Origin of the sequence: Falcatimonas sp. MSJ-15 (assembly GCF_018918265.1) — a bacterium.
Lineage (GTDB): Bacteria > Bacillota > Clostridia > Lachnospirales > Lachnospiraceae > Falcatimonas.
The window spans coordinates 115,821-133,875 of the sequence record NZ_JAHLQC010000005.1; the positions used below are offsets into that span (position 1 = coordinate 115,821).

Annotated in this window: 14 protein-coding genes; 13 read left to right on the forward strand and 1 reads right to left on the reverse strand. The window is 36.3% G+C overall.

The window, feature by feature from the left end:
- Position 1 precedes the first annotated feature (1 nt).
- A complete protein-coding gene (locus KQI85_RS05260; protein WP_216575051.1) occupies positions 2-1,768 on the reverse strand; it encodes an ABC transporter ATP-binding protein in 1,767 nt (588 codons plus the stop codon).
- Between the two features lie 274 nt (positions 1,769-2,042).
- Between KQI85_RS05260 and metE the strand changes: the two genes are divergently transcribed.
- The 13 genes from metE to KQI85_RS05325 all read left to right on the forward strand — a co-directional run bounded on the left by metE (position 2,043) and on the right by KQI85_RS05325 (position 17,961).
- Positions 2,043-4,307 (forward strand): 5-methyltetrahydropteroyltriglutamate--homocysteine S-methyltransferase, encoded by a 2,265-nt coding sequence (metE, locus tag KQI85_RS05265; protein WP_216575052.1) that lies wholly within the window; start codon positions 2,043-2,045, stop codon positions 4,305-4,307.
- 111 nt (positions 4,308-4,418) lie between these two features.
- Positions 4,419-5,282: a class II fructose-1,6-bisphosphate aldolase gene (gene fba / locus KQI85_RS05270; protein WP_216575053.1), complete on the forward strand. Its 864-nt coding sequence runs from the start codon at positions 4,419-4,421 to the stop codon at positions 5,280-5,282.
- A 310-nt stretch (positions 5,283-5,592) separates the two neighbouring features.
- Positions 5,593-5,823 carry a hypothetical protein gene (locus KQI85_RS05275; protein WP_216575054.1) on the forward strand — a complete coding sequence of 77 codons (231 nt, stop codon included), beginning with the start codon at positions 5,593-5,595 and terminating at the stop codon, positions 5,821-5,823.
- Complete coding sequence (locus KQI85_RS05280) at positions 5,771-6,121, forward strand: Tn7 transposase TnsA N-terminal domain-containing protein (protein WP_216575055.1); 351 nt, start codon at positions 5,771-5,773, stop codon at positions 6,119-6,121. The genes KQI85_RS05275 and KQI85_RS05280 overlap by 53 nt, the downstream gene beginning before the upstream one ends.
- 4 nt (positions 6,122-6,125) lie before the next feature.
- The gene (locus KQI85_RS05285) at positions 6,126-7,967 is read left to right on the forward strand and encodes a hypothetical protein (RefSeq protein WP_253293756.1); all 1,842 of its coding nucleotides are present in this window, start codon (positions 6,126-6,128) and stop codon (positions 7,965-7,967) included.
- Entirely contained in the window at positions 7,960-9,255 is a 1,296-nt protein-coding gene (locus tag KQI85_RS05290; RefSeq protein WP_216575056.1) for an ATP-binding protein, read from the forward strand. Before KQI85_RS05285 ends, KQI85_RS05290 begins: the two co-directional genes overlap by 8 nt.
- Before the next feature lie 11 nt (positions 9,256-9,266).
- Complete coding sequence (locus KQI85_RS05295) at positions 9,267-10,745, forward strand: TniQ family protein (protein WP_216575057.1); 1,479 nt, start codon at positions 9,267-9,269, stop codon at positions 10,743-10,745.
- Between the two features lie 315 nt (positions 10,746-11,060).
- The gene (locus KQI85_RS05300) at positions 11,061-13,385 is read left to right on the forward strand and encodes a DEAD/DEAH box helicase family protein (RefSeq protein ID WP_216575058.1); all 2,325 of its coding nucleotides are present in this window, start codon (positions 11,061-11,063) and stop codon (positions 13,383-13,385) included.
- A 209-nt stretch (positions 13,386-13,594) separates the two neighbouring features.
- Positions 13,595-14,746: a toprim domain-containing protein gene (locus KQI85_RS05305; protein WP_216575059.1), complete on the forward strand. Its 1,152-nt coding sequence runs from the start codon at positions 13,595-13,597 to the stop codon at positions 14,744-14,746.
- A gap of 254 nt (positions 14,747-15,000) precedes the next feature.
- Positions 15,001-15,951 carry a DUF5688 family protein gene (locus tag KQI85_RS05310; RefSeq protein ID WP_216575060.1) on the forward strand — a complete coding sequence of 317 codons (951 nt, stop codon included), beginning with the start codon at positions 15,001-15,003 and terminating at the stop codon, positions 15,949-15,951.
- On the forward strand, positions 15,930-16,124 hold the full coding sequence (locus KQI85_RS05315; RefSeq protein ID WP_216575061.1) for a hypothetical protein: 195 nt from the start codon (positions 15,930-15,932) through the stop codon (positions 16,122-16,124). Before KQI85_RS05310 ends, KQI85_RS05315 begins: the two co-directional genes overlap by 22 nt.
- The gene (locus tag KQI85_RS05320; RefSeq protein WP_216575062.1) at positions 16,121-16,519 is read left to right on the forward strand and encodes a single-stranded DNA-binding protein; all 399 of its coding nucleotides are present in this window, start codon (positions 16,121-16,123) and stop codon (positions 16,517-16,519) included. Before KQI85_RS05315 ends, KQI85_RS05320 begins: the two co-directional genes overlap by 4 nt.
- A gap of 152 nt (positions 16,520-16,671) precedes the next feature.
- Entirely contained in the window at positions 16,672-17,961 is a 1,290-nt protein-coding gene (locus KQI85_RS05325) for a DUF262 domain-containing protein (RefSeq protein WP_216575063.1), read from the forward strand.
- Positions 17,962-18,055: the final 94 nt, after the last annotated feature.

Sequence of the window (18,055 nt, forward strand, 5' to 3'; positions counted from 1 at the left end):
ATTATTTCACCTCTCCTTCGTTAGATTCATCGCTATCAATCTGTTTTTCAAGCTGTTGTTTTTCATACATTGTAGCGAATATGCCGCCTTTTTTAACAAGTTCATCAAAAGTTCCATATTCAGCCATATTGCCATCATCAAGTACAAGAATCTTATCAGCGTTCATAATAGTACTTATTCTATGTGCGATTATGATACTTGTCTTTCCTTTTCTAATCTGTGATAGATTATTAAGGATCTTTTCTTCTGTATCAGTATCAACAGCAGACAGTGAATCATCAAGAATAAGTATAGGTGCATCTTTTAGAAGAGCTCGTGCAATGGCACTTCTTTGTTTTTGACCACCTGATATTGTAACACCACGTTCACCGACAAGAGTCTCATAACCATCTTTAAAATCCATTATATTATCATGGATAAGAGCATTTTTGGCTGCACTAGTAATCATATCCATTGTAGGATGTGAAGAACCAAAACCGATATTGTTAGTTATAGTATCTGAGAATAGAAAATTATCCTGCAATACATAAGCAAAACTTTCTCTTAGATGCTTAAGTTTGTAATCATTAATATCAATACCATCTATCTTAATCATTCCGTTGTCAACGTTATACATTCTAAGAAGCAGATTGACAAGAGTTGTCTTACCACAGCCGGTTTTACCAACGATTGCAAGACTTTCTCCATTATTAACTTTAAGTGTGATATCATTAAGTGCTGTAACAGTTTTATCTTCATATTTAAATGAGAGATGATTAAGTTCAATATCACCCATAACAGGTTTGTCATAAGTTCCATTGTCAATAATCTCAGATTTGGCACTGAAGATAGAATATACTCTGTTAAGAGAAGCTTTACCCTGTGAGAACGTAGTAATACTCTCACCGATTGCAAGCATTGGCCATACAAGCATACCGATGTATTGATTAAATGCGATAAACTGACCAAGACTTATCTTACCCATAATTGCAAGTGAACCACCATATACAAGAGTTATAAGACTTGACAGACCAGTGATGATGTCAAGAAGTGGTATTGCTACAGCCTGTAACTTAACAACATCCATAGTTTTATCCATATTATCCTGATTATATTTTGCAAACTCTTTTAGCCTTGAACGTTCTCTTACGAATGCTTTTATAACTCTTACACCCGAGATATCTTCATTGGCAACATCAGTAAGATTTGAGAATGCTTCCTGTTTTTTTTCAAAACGGATTTTAATATTCTTGCCATACCATATACTTGCGAATGCGATAATTATAAGTGGAACAGATGCAAGTAGTGTAAGTGATATACTTATGTTAAAGAACATCTTAATAAGGATCATTATAGTCATAAATATAGAGTCAAAAGAAGATATAACTGCCATACCGACAGACATTCTTATAGCATTAAGATCACTTGTAAAATGAGCCATAAGATCACCTGTTTTATTTTTATTATAATAATTCATTGAGAGAGTCTCAAGATGTGCAAAGAGGTCATTACGCATATCATATTCAATAGCTCTTGCAGAACCAAATATAAAATATCTCCACAGGAAACGACATAGTGCAATGGCAAGACCACACAGCAGAATCTTAATAATGAGGTGGTATACACCTGACATATCAAGTGTTCTGGCAGTAAGTCCATCCGTTACTTCACCTGTAAACTGTGGAATATATGTGTTGATTATATCAACAGCAAAGAGTGTTAGTATACCGAGAATATATTTAACACGATATTTGTAGAGATAGTGAGATAGTTTGTATTTCTTTTCCATATCTTTTCATGTGTATCCTTTCTTAATTTTTTAAAGTTCTAAATTACTATCGTAATACATTTGAAAAATAATAGCAAGAAGAAAAGTAGGAAAAAACAGCCAGAAACGGGTTTGGTATAGGATAAAACTATGACAAGGTAGAGAATACAGGTATTATACAAATGACAATACTTTGTATAAAATATGAAAAAACAGAGGTTATGCGAGATTGACGTTGCATAAACGGATGCGTAGGTTTGTATAAGCGATATAGAAACAGGAGGAGAACAATATTATGAAGACATCGATAGTAGGATTTCCACGAGTTGGAAAATTAAGAGAATTAAAGTTTGCATCAGAAAAATATTTTAAAGGAGAGATAGATGCAAAAGAACTTGAAAGTGTAGCAAAGGAATTAAGAAAAGAGCATTATGAAGCACAGAAGAATGCAGGAATAGATTATATAACATCTAATGATTTTTCTTACTATGATATATTCCTTGATACAGCAGTACTCTTTAATATTATTCCAAAGAGATACACAGATTTAGGACTTTCAGAACTTGACACTTACTTTGCAATGGCAAGAGGATATCAGGGAGAAAAAGGTGATGTTAAGGCACTTGCAATGATGAAATGGTTTAATACTAATTATCATTACATTGTTGCAGAAGTAGAAGATGATACAGAAGTAAAACTTGCAGGAGATAAGTTATTCAGACTTTTTGGAGAAGCAAAAGAAGAAGGATATAATACAAAATCTGTATTAACAGGACCATATACACTTTTAAAACTCTGCCGTTATACAGGTAATAAAACAGCCGCAGATTTTAAAAACGCAGTAGCAGCCGCATACAAAGAATTAATTGCAAAGGCAGAAAAAGAAGGCATTACATTATTACAGTTTGATGAACCTGCACTTGTATATGATATGACATCACAAGACATAGAACTTCTTAAAGAAGTATATGAAGAAGTATGCAAAGATACAAAAAATGTAAAGATTCTTATACAGACATACTTTGGTGATATAAGAGATGCCTATGAAACAGTTGTAAATCTTCCAGTATATGCAGTAGGTCTTGATTTTGTTGAAGGCAAACAGACAGATGCACTTGTTAAAAAATATGGTTTTCCTAAAGATAAAGTATTATTTGCAGGACTTATAAATGGTAAAAATATCTGGAGAAACAATTATAAAATAACACTTGAAAAACTTGCTGAATTAGAGAAAGCCGGAATTAATACAGTATTATCAACATCATGCTCACTTTTACATGTGCCATTTACACTTAAGAATGAGACAAAACTTGCAAAAGAATATCTTGAACATTTTGCATTTGCAATTGAAAAATTAGAAGAACTTAAGGAATTAAAAGCACTAGCTGACAGTGAAGATATTAATAATGAAGAGACATATATTAATAACCAGAAGTTATTCAATGGAACAAGAGTTAAAGAGAATGAAGAAGTTAAAGCTCGTTATGAAGCTATAACAGATGCTGATTATGTAAGACTTCCATTAAGAAGTGAACGTCAGGCATTACAGAAGAAAGTACTTAACCTTCCTAAATTCCCTACAACAACAATTGGTTCATTCCCACAGACTAAAGATGTTAAAGCTAATAGAGCAGCATATAAAAAAGGTAATATTTCAAAAGAAGAGTACATAGAATTTAATAAGAAGAAGATTGCACAGTGTATAGCATGGCAGGATGAGATAGGACTTGATGTATTAGTACATGGCGAATATGAACGAAATGATATGGTTGAATATTTTGGTGAATCACTTGGAGGATTTCTTTTCACAGAAAAAGCATGGGTACAGTCTTATGGTACAAGATGTGTAAAACCACCGGTTATCTGGGGAGATGTATACAGAGAAAAACCAATAACAGTAGATTGGTCAGTATATGCACAGTCACTTACAGACAAGCCTGTAAAAGGTATGTTAACAGGTCCTGTAACTATTCTTAACTGGTCATTCCCAAGAGAAGATATATCAATTGAACAGTCAATAGCACAGATCGCACTTGCAATAAGAGATGAAGTACTTGACCTTGAAAAGAATGGAATAAAAGTAATTCAGATTGACGAAGCTGCTTTAAGAGAAAAATTACCACTTAGAAAATCTGACTGGTATACAGAATATCTTGATTTTGCAATTCCGGCATTCAGACTTGTTCATAGCGGTGTAAAACCTGATACACAGATACATACACATATGTGCTACAGTGAATTTACAGATATTATTCCAGCAATAGATGATATGGATGCTGATGTTATTACATTTGAAGCATCAAGATCAGACTTACAGATACTTGAATCATTAAAAGCTAATAATTTTGAGACAGAAGTAGGCCCTGGAGTATATGATATTCATTCACCACGAGTTCCATCAGTTGAAGAGATAGTAGATGCACTTAAGAAGATGCTTGTATGGATTGATGAAGACAAATTGTGGGTTAATCCTGACTGTGGACTTAAGACAAGAGGCGAAGAAGAGACAAAAGCAAGTCTTATTAACATGGTCGAAGCAGCCAAAATAATAAAACGATAAAAAATTAACATACTTTGTTAAAAAATTAATTATTAGGTATTCCATTTTTATCAAAACTAGGGTATAATATACAAAGAAACATGAAAATTCTTAGTATATGGAGGTAATAAGATGTTAGTTACAGCTGAAGAAATGTTAAAGAAAGCTAGAGCAGGAAAATATGCAGTAGGTCAGTTCAATATTAATAACCTTGAATGGACAAAAGCAATTTTAACAACTGCTCAGGAATTAAACTCACCAGTAATTCTTGGTGTATCAGAAGGTGCCGGTAAATATATGACAGGTTATAAGACAGTTGTTGGAATGGTAAAAGGAATGATTGAAGAATTAAATATTACAGTTCCAGTAGCACTTCACTTAGATCATGGTTCATATGAAGGATGTTTAAAATGTGTAGAAGCAGGATTCTCATCAATTATGTTTGATGGTTCACATTATCCAATCGAAGAGAACGTTGCAAAGACAAAAGAATTAGTTGAAATCTGCAAAAAGAACAATATGTCACTTGAAGCAGAAGTTGGTTCAATCGGTGGAGAAGAAGACGGTGTTATCGGTGCTGGTGAATGTGCAGATCCAGATGAATGTAAGAAGATTGCAGATCTTGGTGTAACAATGCTTGCAGCAGGTATTGGTAATATTCATGGTAAATATCCAGAAAACTGGAAAGGATTAAGCTTTGAGACACTTGAAGCTGTTAAAGATAAAGTAGGTGATATGCCACTTGTACTTCACGGTGGTACAGGTATCCCAGCTGATATGATTAAGAAAGCTATCTCACTTGGAGTAGCAAAGATTAATGTTAATACAGAATGTCAGTTATCATTTGCAGCAGCTACAAGAAAATACATTGAAGAAGGTAAAGACCTTCAGGGTAAAGGATTTGACCCTCGTAAGTTATTAGCTCCAGGTGCAGAAGCTATCAAAGCAACTGTAAAAGAAAAAATGGAATTATTCGGATCAGTTGGCAGAGCATAATTACGTCAGTTAATTGATATCCCAAGGCAATGCCCTTTATCCTCAAGGGGCAAAAATCTTTAGCCTAGGGAATGAATAAAATAACGAGAAAATAAAGACCTTGTAGAGCGGAAAAACCGTTCTATGAGGTCTTTTTCTTTTACTTAAAACCATGGAGAAAGCCTTGAAAATAGAGGAATATCGAGAGATAAGAGAGAAGAAAGAGAGAGTAAGCCAAGACCTTGAAGGAAGTCCTAAAATGCCTTGAAAGAGAAAATAGGTGAGGATAAAGGATTTTGCCTTTTGAGGATAAAGAGGGTTGCCTGAATATATGGAGATTTCATTTTTGGCAAAATCCGTTTTTGGGGATGCCCTAAAATCAAGGCTTCCAAGGATTCACGTTTTTGGCGTTTTGCCAAAAATCGCAAATTTGGCATTTTGCCAAAAACTAAAGCTCATTTTTGGCATTTTCCTACTCTTGTATTCCTTGGAAAGAAAGGTGGCATTTTATGAGGAAAAAGAATTACAAAGGAGCAAAATGTACAAAGAGGTATGTGAATAAGTGTGATGATGTTTGTAAAACTTATGATGCAATTCAATATGCCTATGCAAATCTATTGTCGGAAACAGAAGAGGTGAAGTCGTTCCAAGTTAATGTATTGTTGCAGGGGTTGGAAGAAGGGGCATATACATCTGATTTTGTTATCACCAAAGCTGATGGAAACCTTATGGTAAGGGAATGTGTGAGCAGAAAGCATCTTACAAAGCCAATGACAACAAAGCTTTTGGATGCAAGCAGAAACTATTGGAAGTCTCATGGTGTGAGTGATTGGGGCATTGTGATAGAAGAAGAGGTGTAGGCTCATGAACAAAGCAGATATGAGAAAAGGAATGCTTCTAAAAGGAAAAGTTGGAGCAGAAGAAAGAATATATCGGGTGTTAGACTTAAAAGAAAAGGTGCTTGTGCTTGATTGTGTAAAAAAGACTATGCCGGTATGGAAAACATATGAGGAATTATCTGATTGTGTGGAAAAAGAGGAAGAAGCAAAGACAGAAGCAATAGACATAATAGATGCCATGGAGGGGGAGAGCAGAAAAACAGCATATCAGAGATATAACATGATTTCAGGTATTCTTCCTTTCCTTTCAGAGGAGAGCGTGAGAACAGAAGCAATCAAAAGGGCATCAGAAAGATATGGTATTTCCAAACAGACAGTCAGAAATTATTTGTGTGAGTATCTTGCAACAATGGATGTCAGAAGTCTTGCACCAGGGAATAAAAAAGCAGAGAAGAAGCTGAGTGCAGATGAAAAGAATATGAGAAAGTCACTGAACAAATGGTATTACACAACCAAGAAAAGGACATTGAAAAATTGCTACACTCTTATGTTGCAACATTTTTATTGCAATGCAGATGGTTCATTGAAAGAGCAATATCCATCATACTATCAGTTCAGATATTTTTATCGGAAATACAATAAAAAGGAAACAGAATACATCAGCAGGAATGGTCTGTCTTATTATCAGAGAAACCAGAGACCTTTGACAGGGGATGGAGTGCAGACATTTGCACCTACAATTGGAATGGGAATGCTGGATGCAACAGTGTGTGACATTTATCTTGTCAATGAGAGCGGGGCAATTGTTGGAAGACCTATTTTAACATTGTGTGTGGATGCATATTCAGGAGTGATTTGTGGTTATTCACTTTCATGGGAAGGCGGTATCTATTCCTTAAGAAACCTTATGCTCAATGTAATTGCTGATAAGGTGAAGCATTGTAGAAAATATGGCATTGAGATTAAGCAAGAACAATGGCCATCCAGGCAATTACCCTTGAAGCTGGTGACAGACCAGGGAAGTGAGTATAAGGGAGAAAATTTTGCACAGATAACAGACCTTGGAGTGGAGCTTATAAATCTGAAGTCTTTTCGTGCTGATGAGAAGGGCCCAGTAGAGCAATGTTTTAATGCCCTGCAAAATTATTTCAAACCAATCTTAAAGGGAAAAGGTGTGATAGAAACAGATTTTCAGGAAAGAGGTGTGCATGACTACCGGAAGGATGCCTGTCTTACCATGAATGATTTTGAAAAGGTCATCCTGCATTGCATCATTTTTTATAATTCCAACAGGGTATTGAAAAGATTTCCTTTTACAGAGGATATGCTTGAAGCAGAAGTAAAACCTATTCCATGTCATGTGTGGAAATGGGCATGTGATAATCTTGGAGGAAATTTCATGGATGTGACGGGAGAAAAACTTATACAGGTGCTTCTTCCAAGGACAATAGGAAAATTCAGCAGATATGGACTAGCAGTGAATGGAATGCATTATCACAATCCATTGTACAAGGAAGAATATTTACAGGGGAAAGAATGTGAGGTTGCATATGACATGGATAGTTCCAATCATGTATGGCTGATAGAAAATGGAGCATACATACAATTTGATTTAATTGAGAGCAGATACAGGGATAAATGTCTGGATGAAGTATCACAAATGAAAACAAAGCAAAGAAAACTGGTGAAAACAGAAGAGAAGCAGAAAACACAAGCAGAGGTGGATTTGGCAAAGGCAATCCAGGTGATAGCAGAAACTTCTACAGAATGTGCAAAACCATCCATAAAGGGTATCAGGAACAACAGGCAGAGAGAACAGATGAGGACACATAAAAATCATGTGAGAGAGGTGGCATCAAATGTATAAGAGTGAATGGAATATCATGGAAAAATTAGAACCTATGATAACAGGAGAGACATTGAGGGATAGAATGACAGTGCATCCTATTTATGAAAAAGAAATCAGAAGTGAGAACCAGGCAGTAAGGCTTATGCATTTAAGTGATATAAGTTCTTTTTACCTACCTTCAGATATGAGTGTGGAGATATATACAAAGTTGTATCTTGCCATGATGAAGTCAATGCAGAAGAAAGAGAGCAGGCTTGCAGTCATGCAGAGAAATATCAATGCAAAAAATTTGAGGGCAGAGGTGAATGAAACAGGAATATCCTTTGATGGTGTATTAGGTGGCAGTGACAGTTTCAGCATCATAGGATGTAGTGGAATTGGTAAGACAACAGCATTGTCAAAAGCAGTTCAGCTAATGGGTGGAGACAGGGTGATTGAAATGGAAAATCCATATAGTAAGATAATCCCTGTTATTAATGTGCAGTGCCCTTTTGATTGCTCTGCAAAGAGTATGTTGTTTGCCATCCTGCAAAAGATAGATGCTGCCATAGGAAGCTCCTATTATGAGGGGACTGTAAGGAGCAGAAGCAATATCAATACATTATTAATATCCACTTCACAAGTGCTGCTTAATCATGTTGCAGTTTTATGTATTGATGAGATTCAAAATTTGATTAAGCATAGGGCAGGAATGCAGCTAGTGTCTATGCTGACAGAATTATTAAATGAGAGCGGTATAAGCATTGTATTTGTAGGAACACCAGAGATTGAACCATTCTTTGAAAGTGTGGATTATCTTGCCAGAAGAACACTAGGGCTTACCTATGGAAGATGTGCATACAATAGTTATTTTAAGACATTTTGTAAAGAACTGTGGAATTTTCAATATGTGAGCAAGAAAAGCAGGCTTACAGATGAAATTATAAACTGGTTCTATCAGCATTCAGCAGGTACACTTTCCCATGTGATATTTTTATTTCAGACAGCACAGGAAATAAGCATTTTGGATGGAAGAGAGTGTGTGGATTTGAATGTTTTGGAAGATGCCTACCAGAGAATGCGGATGCTTCATTTGCATATACAACCAGAGGTGAAAATAAAGAAAACAGCTTCTAAAAGAAAAAAGGAGAACATTCCATCCTTGGAAGAACAACAGGTTTTAGAAAAAACAAATGAAGCAGCAAGAGAAGAGGTCAGTGGTGAGGAATGGTCTTTTTGTGATTTTGCTAAGACCGCAAAGAAAAACCATGTGGATATATTAGATTTGCTGCAGGATAAAATATCTGTTACAGAAATTGCAGTATAAGAGGTGAGATTATGAGTATTGTATATTTTCCTAAAATATATCCAGATGAGCTTGTTTCAAGTGTATTAGCCAGATACTATGCGCAGAGTGGGTATATCACTTATAAAAATGCAGACAAAGATATATTTGTGAGCGGTCACAGAAAGATAGATAAGGAGTTTGTTAAGAATATAAGACCAGAAGTGATAGAACAGTTGACAAGAAATATGACATTTGAGGAATTACTGGAAAAGCATACCATGTACCCTTATTATGGAAGATTCTTAGATAAGGATAGAAGAGATGCTGCATATGAAGCATTAAGGAATAATGATGGAGATTATTTAAAATTATTTGGTGGTAACAACACAAAGAAAACAGAAACAAGATATATGCGCTATTGTCCATTGTGTGCAAAAAGTGACAGAGAAGAATATGGAGAGACATATTGGCATAGGATTCCACAGATAAAAAATATCCATGTCTGTCATATCCATGGATGCTATTTTGAAAACAGTGAAATTCCAATGAACTCAGAAGCTGATGCCAAAATAAAAATGGCAGAAGGGTGTATTCCAGAAACTTATGATGTATCTTACAGCAAGAAGCCAGTACAGATAAAATTAGCAAAATATGTTGCTGCCATATTTGAAAGTCCAGTTGATAGAAAACAAAAAGTTACTATAGATAAATTCTTAAGGTATAAGATGAGCGGAACAAAATATTTGTCAGTGAGAGGTGAATACTGCTATTATTCCAAGCTGTACAGGGAAATGCAGGGCTTTTATAATGGAATGGAAGAATTGGAAAATATTACACAAGCCAGAATGCAAAGACTTATGAGCGGGGATTATAGAGGATTTGAGGTAGTCTGCATGACTGCAATGATGCTTGGAATAGATATGGAAGAATTAGTGACAATGCATGTACCCAGACAATCACCAGAAAAACAGTTTGACCAAAAAGTTAAGAAATTGATGGATAAAGGCATGAGCATGGCAGAGGTGGCAAGAAAAATGAATGCGGACCCATCCCTGGTGCGTATGTCAGTCACCATCACACAAAAGAAAAAAGCAAAAGGCTGGAGAGGTGGAAACATTGACAACAATAATCATATAAAAGACTGGGATAAGCTTGATGAACTGAAATTGGAAGATGTAAAAAGCACAATTGAAGACCTACATGGATGCAGAGGAACAAGACCGGTGAAAGTTTCATATTATGCAGTAGGAAAAAGAACAGGCATATCAGGGTATCAGCTGGAAAGGATGAAAAAATGCAATAGGGTGATAGAGGATAATATAGAGCCAGCAGAAAAATATAATGCAAGGAAAGTGATATGGGCATTAGATAGGCTTGAGGAGGAAAATAAGCCAATTATGTTATGGAGACTGCATGACCTAGTTAAACTGGAGAGGAAAGAGCTTGTAGAAGCCTTCCCATATATAAAGCAAATAGAGCCTAATAAGGTGGAAATAATAAAGGAATTGCTCTATATGGAAGATAAATAGAAAGTATGTACTTATTATACAAAAAGTAATAAGTATAATAGGAAAATAATTATAGATAATGCACAAAAAACATTGACATGGTGTTCTGAATGCGGTATTGTAAACATATAAAGCAGATAAGCTTTCACAATCGGTCTTAAAGAATAAGAGACATTACAATAGGCAAGTCATAATGCATACTCCATGAATTGTCATGGATGCTATCATTATGACAGTATGAAAAGAAAATGCACTCATATATTATGCAGTGCTATTTTCGGTTAGTGTACCTATTATAATGTCTCTTTTTATTTTTATCAGAATGGAGAAAAAGCAATGGGAATGAAAGGTGAGAGAGTAAAAAAGGATGCCTCTGTAATCAGAGATATTTTTTATAAAGATGGATATGCCTGCAAAAAGGTAGAGGAATACCAGTATGACACCTATATCCTTGATAACAAGGCAAATGAGCAGGTACTGGATGGAATGTTAAATGATGAAGGAATCCAATTGTGCATCAGTCCTACTGGGTCTGGAAAGACAGCATCATTTCTTATGAGGGCAAGAGAGCTGGTTGCAGGAAGACATGATATTATGGTGGTATTTGCAGTGCCAACCAGAACAGTAGCCATACAGGTTGGAAATGAAAAGGATGTAAGTAGATTTATCGGTGGTGATGACCTGGATAAGAATGCAAGTATTATATGCTGCACCTATGAGAAGGTGGATGATGTCAAAAGCTGGATAGTCCATCTCAAAAATGATTTGGGAGTAGACAAAAAATGCATCCTCATCATTGATGAGTGCCATAATCTTGCAAATCAGCAATTGTTCAGAAAAGATGGCATAAGAACCATGATTCATGGAATTGAAAAGAAAGTATTCCAAAACACCATACTTATCACAGCAACACCATATGCCATGGCTCTTTTCCACTATAACAGAATAATAGAGTTCATGAGCAGACAGAAGAAGCCTGCAATGGACAAGCTGGAAATCTTATTTGTGGATGACGTACTGGAATATATCAAGACCATCAATCTTTCAGAGGTATTCCCAATCATCCTTTTAAACAGCAAGAAAAAGATAGGCTACCTAATGCAAAGCCTTGATGATGGCATTGTAAGACTTACAAATGAAGACAAGGAGACGGCGGTCTATCAGGATATTGCAGAAAATTCCAAGATAGACAGCAAAGGTCTGAAAGGGATATTAAGCACCTCTGTTATTGGGGAGGGAGTCAATATTGTTGATTATCCAGATAATGCACAGATGTTTGTTGCAGTGACAGACAGAAACATAAGTGTTGACCTGATAGAACAGTTTTTAAACAGGGCAAGAAGAACAGCATCAAAATCCATCAAGTGTGCAACAATCATACTTCCTAAGATGAAGGAAGCAAAGGTGGACATATCAGATGCAAATGGAATTGTGTGCAGTTTAAATCAGGTGGAAGTGGTAGATGATGTCATTCTTGTTTCAGATACAGACAAGCTGGATTCCTTAAATGATGGTATCTATAAGGTAAGCATTCAGGTAGGAAGAAAGATACTGGAAGACCATATGTATATGGAGACTGGTGGAACTACAAGGGATAATGCTTATTGCAGGGATGGGAAACCAATGATGTTTCCAAACAGCCCTTTTAAAAGCATCACAGATATTGTATCAGAGAATTATAAAAAGATAATGTGTTTCCATGATATTATGCAGAAGAAACTGGATATTTTAAATTCCATCAGGGCAGAAGAGGAAAAAGTGAATGGAGATTATGCCATGTGGCAGATAGAATTGATGGACCAGAAGCTGATGGCACAGGTCACAAGGGCTGCAATAGATTCCATGGGAGAATTGAAGGAATGCTTAAGCTATGAGGATGGAAAACTGGTGGCAGACAAAAGAATATTATTCCTTTTAAGCTATCAGATGTTTCAGAGACAATATTTTTTCAGTACAAGGGAACTTAAAAAAGAACTGGAGCAGAGAATGGGACTTCTAGTTGACATTATAGAAAATAATACTAAAAATGTGAGACCTGGAAAGATGTCAATAGATGAGATTTGGTTTGGACTTACAGATGAGATAAGGAAAAGTGTTGCCTGTGATGATGACTATTTTGATTCCCTCATGTATGAACATTACAGTATCTATGTGCGCACACCAGATGGAAATGAAATGGTGGGAAAGATAAGGGAGCAGGGAACTATCACCAGTCTTGCAGATGACCTTTATAAGGCTGGAGTTTCTAAAGGGATATGCCTTAAAATATTGAAAAACAGCAGCAAAAAGGCAAAGGTTACAAAGTACAAGAATGCATGTAAGGTCATTATCAATAACCAGATGTTAGACAGAATGAAATATACAGATATTGGAAGCATCCCATTATATAGCAAGCAGTTAAAGGATAAATTACAGGTGGTAATCTATTGTCTGCTCACTTCAAGAAAGCAGACCTGCTACAAGCTTACTGATACACTTGCAGAAGAAGTGATAGCAGCATATAAAAAAGCATTTCCATCAAGCAAAAAGATACCAACTGAAAGACAGGTAAAGATGAAGCTGAAACAGATGTACAAGCCTAAGGGAAAAGACAGCATCAGAAATGAATTGTATTTAAAAGAGGATGAAATCTTTAAAATGATAAAATCTGATTTTAAATAAAAGTGGCTTCTAAAGAAGAAAAAGAGCATCTTCCTTTTTCTTTTAGAAGCAGATTTTATTTCAAAAAACATATGTTTATTATATACAAATTTATGGGGTAAAAATCAAGATAAAAATGCTTCAAAGCTAGTAAAATCAAGGCTTTAGAGAGTTTTTGCTGTAGACAAATGTTTGTCTACAGAAATTTTAATGACAGGGAGGAAAATTATATGATAGATGAAGCAACCATCCAATGTGCAAAGGATGTTGACATAAACAAAATATTAGATAACTTCAATTGGGAGAGAGGTCATGGCAATATGATGCATTGCCCTTCTCCACAACATGGGGATTCCACACCAAGCTGCTCTTATAATGCAAAAAATAATACAGTCAGATGTTTTGGGTGTGGCAAGACCTTTGATACCATAGGTCTTTACCAGGCATTGAGTGAAAAGGTGGATGGGAGAGTTGTATCATTTCCTAAAGCAGTGGAAGAGGTGCTGGCATTGGATAATCAGGCACCTTTACAGGGAAATGCAACCCCACAATCAAGCACAACCCAATATAGTCATTGTAATAATTCTGCAAAGGGCAATGCCTATCAGACCATTTTAAGTAACAGCAGACCGCTGACAGGATATGAGCTTAATTACCTCCATGAGAGAGGGATTATGCTGTATGATTCCTATGTGTACAATGGAAAGGTCTACACCAAGCAAAGCATTGACAAGGCTCTTCAAAGTGAAACTGATGCACAGAAGATACAGGAGTTAAATGCAATTCAGAGTAATGGAAAATTTTTTGAAGGGATTGCCACAATCTTAAAAAAGAACAAAATACAGATAAAGCATAACTACTGGCAGGGAGTAAACAGTATCATATATCTGATTGACTATGATTATGACAATGACTATGAATTACAGCAATATGCAGTCTTTCTTGATGATGAAAGACATATGGCAATCCAGAAAACACTTGATAGGGCACATATGAAAAAGGCTCTTGGAACATCTGATTTTACATGGCTTGCAGAGGGGGTAGAAAATAAAAATCATAAGATATACATTTGTGAGGGTATGGAAGATGCACTTTCTTATGTGCAGAATAATGAGAGAGCAGTGAGCCTGAACAGCATTTCAAATATCAATTCATTCATGGATTATCTTGATAAGCATTATAAAAGAATGAAAAAATGGGAGTGGGTTATTTCCTTTGACCATGATGAGGGTGGAGAGAAAGCAAAGCAAAAACTATTGGATTTTTTTCAGACCTATAACCAACAGCATCCTAAATACCCATATCAATATAGTGTGTGCAAATACCCTGATACATGCCATGACATTAATGATTATTGGAGAAATAAAGTATTTAACAGATAAAATAACCAAGGATAGTGGCGTAAAAACTGCTATCTTTTTTATTTTATAATCATAGTCATGCTTGTTATAAAAATTTCCCTTCCATCTATAATATAACATCAATGCAAAAGGCTTATACAAAATGTAAAGCCAAAAATCAGGTTGAAAAGATACAGGTTGTTTCTGATTTACAGGTTATGCATTGACAGGTTACTAAGGGAGTGGCATATGCCACATAATTTACATGTGCCAAAGGCACAGGAAGGAGAATTTTTATGCAGGAAAATTTAAAGAGAGAGGATAGCATGTCACTGGAAGGCTTTTGTGCCTATATCAGACTTGGCATACAGCAGAGAATGGGACAAGCATACCATGTGGCAACACAGAACTATGTCAAGAATAATGGTGTCACACTGCCTGGCCTTACAGTCATGAGAGAGGAAAGCAACCTTTCCCCAACCATCTACCTGAATGGCTTCTATGAAAACTATGTAAGAGGTGCTAAGAGCCTTGAACAATGTGAGGTTGAAATCATGGAAACATACAGGAGAAACAAAACAGACCACAATGTAGATATTTCATTTTTTACAGAATGGGAAAATGCCAGACAGAGGATAATCTACAAGATAGTGAACTATGAAGCAAACAGGGAGCTTTTAAAGGATGTGCCTCACAGAAGAATCCTTGATTTGGCAATGGTATATAGTTGCCTTGTAGAAAATGGCATCACAGGAAGTGCAACCATCCTTATCCATAATCAGCATTTAAAATTATGGGGAACTGGAGAGGAAGAGCTGTTCCATACAGCAATGGAAAACACACCTTACTTCCAGAAAGAGAAGTTAACAGGAATGGATTCAGTGATTGAGTATCTGACCGGACAAAAGCTGGGGAATGACATCTTAGATGGTATATGCAGCATGTATGTCCTCACAGTGGAAAACAATCTGAATGGAGCTGGTGCAGTCCTTTATAAGGATTTGCTTAAAGATTTTGCAGACAGGATGGAAAGTGATTTCTATATCCTGCCATCAAGTGTCCATGAGATGATACTGATTCCATTGTTCACAGATGATATGGAATCACTCTCAAAGATGGTGAAGGAAGTAAATGCAACACAGCTTAAACCAGAGGATGTATTATCAGACCATGCTTATGTTTATAGGAGAGCTGATAACACTATTTCCATGAGAGGAGAGACATTATGCTTATCAGATTTGTATTGATTGTGGTAACAGGTTCAATTCTTATCCTGTTGTGGATGAACATCAGGATGCAGTACCTGAAAAACATCATTCCAGATACCATTGTGGTCCATGGAAAAACAATATCAGAAGATGGAAGCATAAAGAGAGTTGAACTTGAGATTTGCTTAAGAGACAGGGAGAGGAAAGCATGAACAAAATCATTTTAAAAGGAAGGCTTACCAACAATGTGAATGTGAAGTATGCCGAAAATGACAATCATACAGCACTTGCCATGTGGAATATGGCAGTAGATGACAGGTCATGGAAAGAGGAAGGCTCTTACCATACAGACTATATCCCATGCTTTGCAGCTGGAAAGACAGCAGAGATAGCGGATGCAAATCTTTGCAAGGGCAAGGAAGTCTTGTTGTATGGGAAGATGCAGAGTGGAAGCTACATAAACAGGGATGGCAAAAAGATTTATACCCTTCAGATGAGGGTGGAAGAGATAGAGTTCTGTGGAAAGAAATCTGAATCAAGGATGCCATATGAAGAAGAGTTTATGAATATGCCAGATTATCCAGATGATGAGCTGCCATTCAGGTAGGAAAAATTACATATTAAAACAGGTATGGAAGTGGTGACACAAGGGTTTGTGTTTATCAGTTCCTTTTTTATTGCAGGGGAGAGGTAAGGGATGATGAATGCAGTTCTTATCTCTCTTTCTTAGAAGCATATTTTTGTGGAAGGAGAATTTTTATGAACAAGACAAAGTTATCATGGACAGTTGCCAACATAGACAAAATGAGTGAGGAGAAAAAGGTGCTTTCCTTTGAGCATCCTATTCAGAGGAAGTCAGAGCAGTGGAGTGACAGGCAAAAAAGCTTATTAATTCATAGTATGCTTGCCAATTATCCGGTCCCAAACATTTATGTTTTAAGGGAAGACAGCCAGGAACTGGATGAGAAGAATAAGCCAATCTTTAATTATTTTGTCATGGATGGAAAACAAAGACTTACAAGTGTATTAAGTTATATCTGGGGTGAGTTTCCACTTGATGAAAATATCCCGGCAATCATTATTGAAGATGTGGAGTATGAGATAGCAGGAAAATACTTCTGTGATTTGGAGGAGCCTGTTCAGTATGAAATCAAAAGATACAAATTTGAGATTGTAGCATTTGAAGAGTGCAGCAACAGGGAGATAGAGGAAATCTTTTTCAGGCTAAACAACAGCACACCTCTTACAAAAAGTCAGGTGGCAAAAGCAAAAGTGGGTGTGGAGATTGCAGAACTTATCAATGAGCTTCTTACTACTAAATTTTTTACCACAAGCTGTAACTTCTCTAAAGCACAGCTTAAGGCAAGTGATGACCAGAAGGTGCTTATCCAGGGCATGATGTTACTGGATACAAACAATGTGTCAGATTTTGAACTTAAAGACTTCTCAGAGAACTCCATTCTGGAGTATTCTGAAAGTATCAGGGAAAAGTACAGTGATAAGCAGTGCAATATCTTGAAATCTGCAATTGAGTATCTGACAGATGCATTCCCAGAGAAGAACAAGCAGCTTAGAAAAATTTCAATCCCAATGCTTGTATATCTTGCAGATGCAGCCATGGATAAGGAAATAAAACCAATGTATTTCAGACAGTGGTATGAGTATTTCACCCAGGAAGATGAGCTTATGGAAGTGTATAAGACCTTCTGCTCTTCAGGCTCTACAAAGCTTGAAAAGATAAAAGGCAGGATGGCAGTCATGACTGAATCTTTCTGTAACTATCTGGAGCTAGAGATACCAGAAGAACTCAAAGACCTTGTAGATGAGGTGAAAGAAAAACTTGCTGCTAAAGAAGAAAGTGAGGAAATGCTGTCAGATGGTGTGAGTGAAAATACATCAAAAGAAATGCAAGGAAATACAGAGGAAGAACTTCCGATAGAGGAACTTCCAAGCAAGGAAGATTTGGATGTGGAACAGGAAGAAACTCCCGCCCCATCAGAGTGCAACTCTGATGGATCGGAAAATTATTCTTTCCATGATGCGGTTTGATATATGCCTGCATAAAAATTTAATATAGACAACGGCTTTTATAAGCCGGACAGGGAAGGGACAGGCAATTGTGCTTGTCCCTTATTAAATGAAA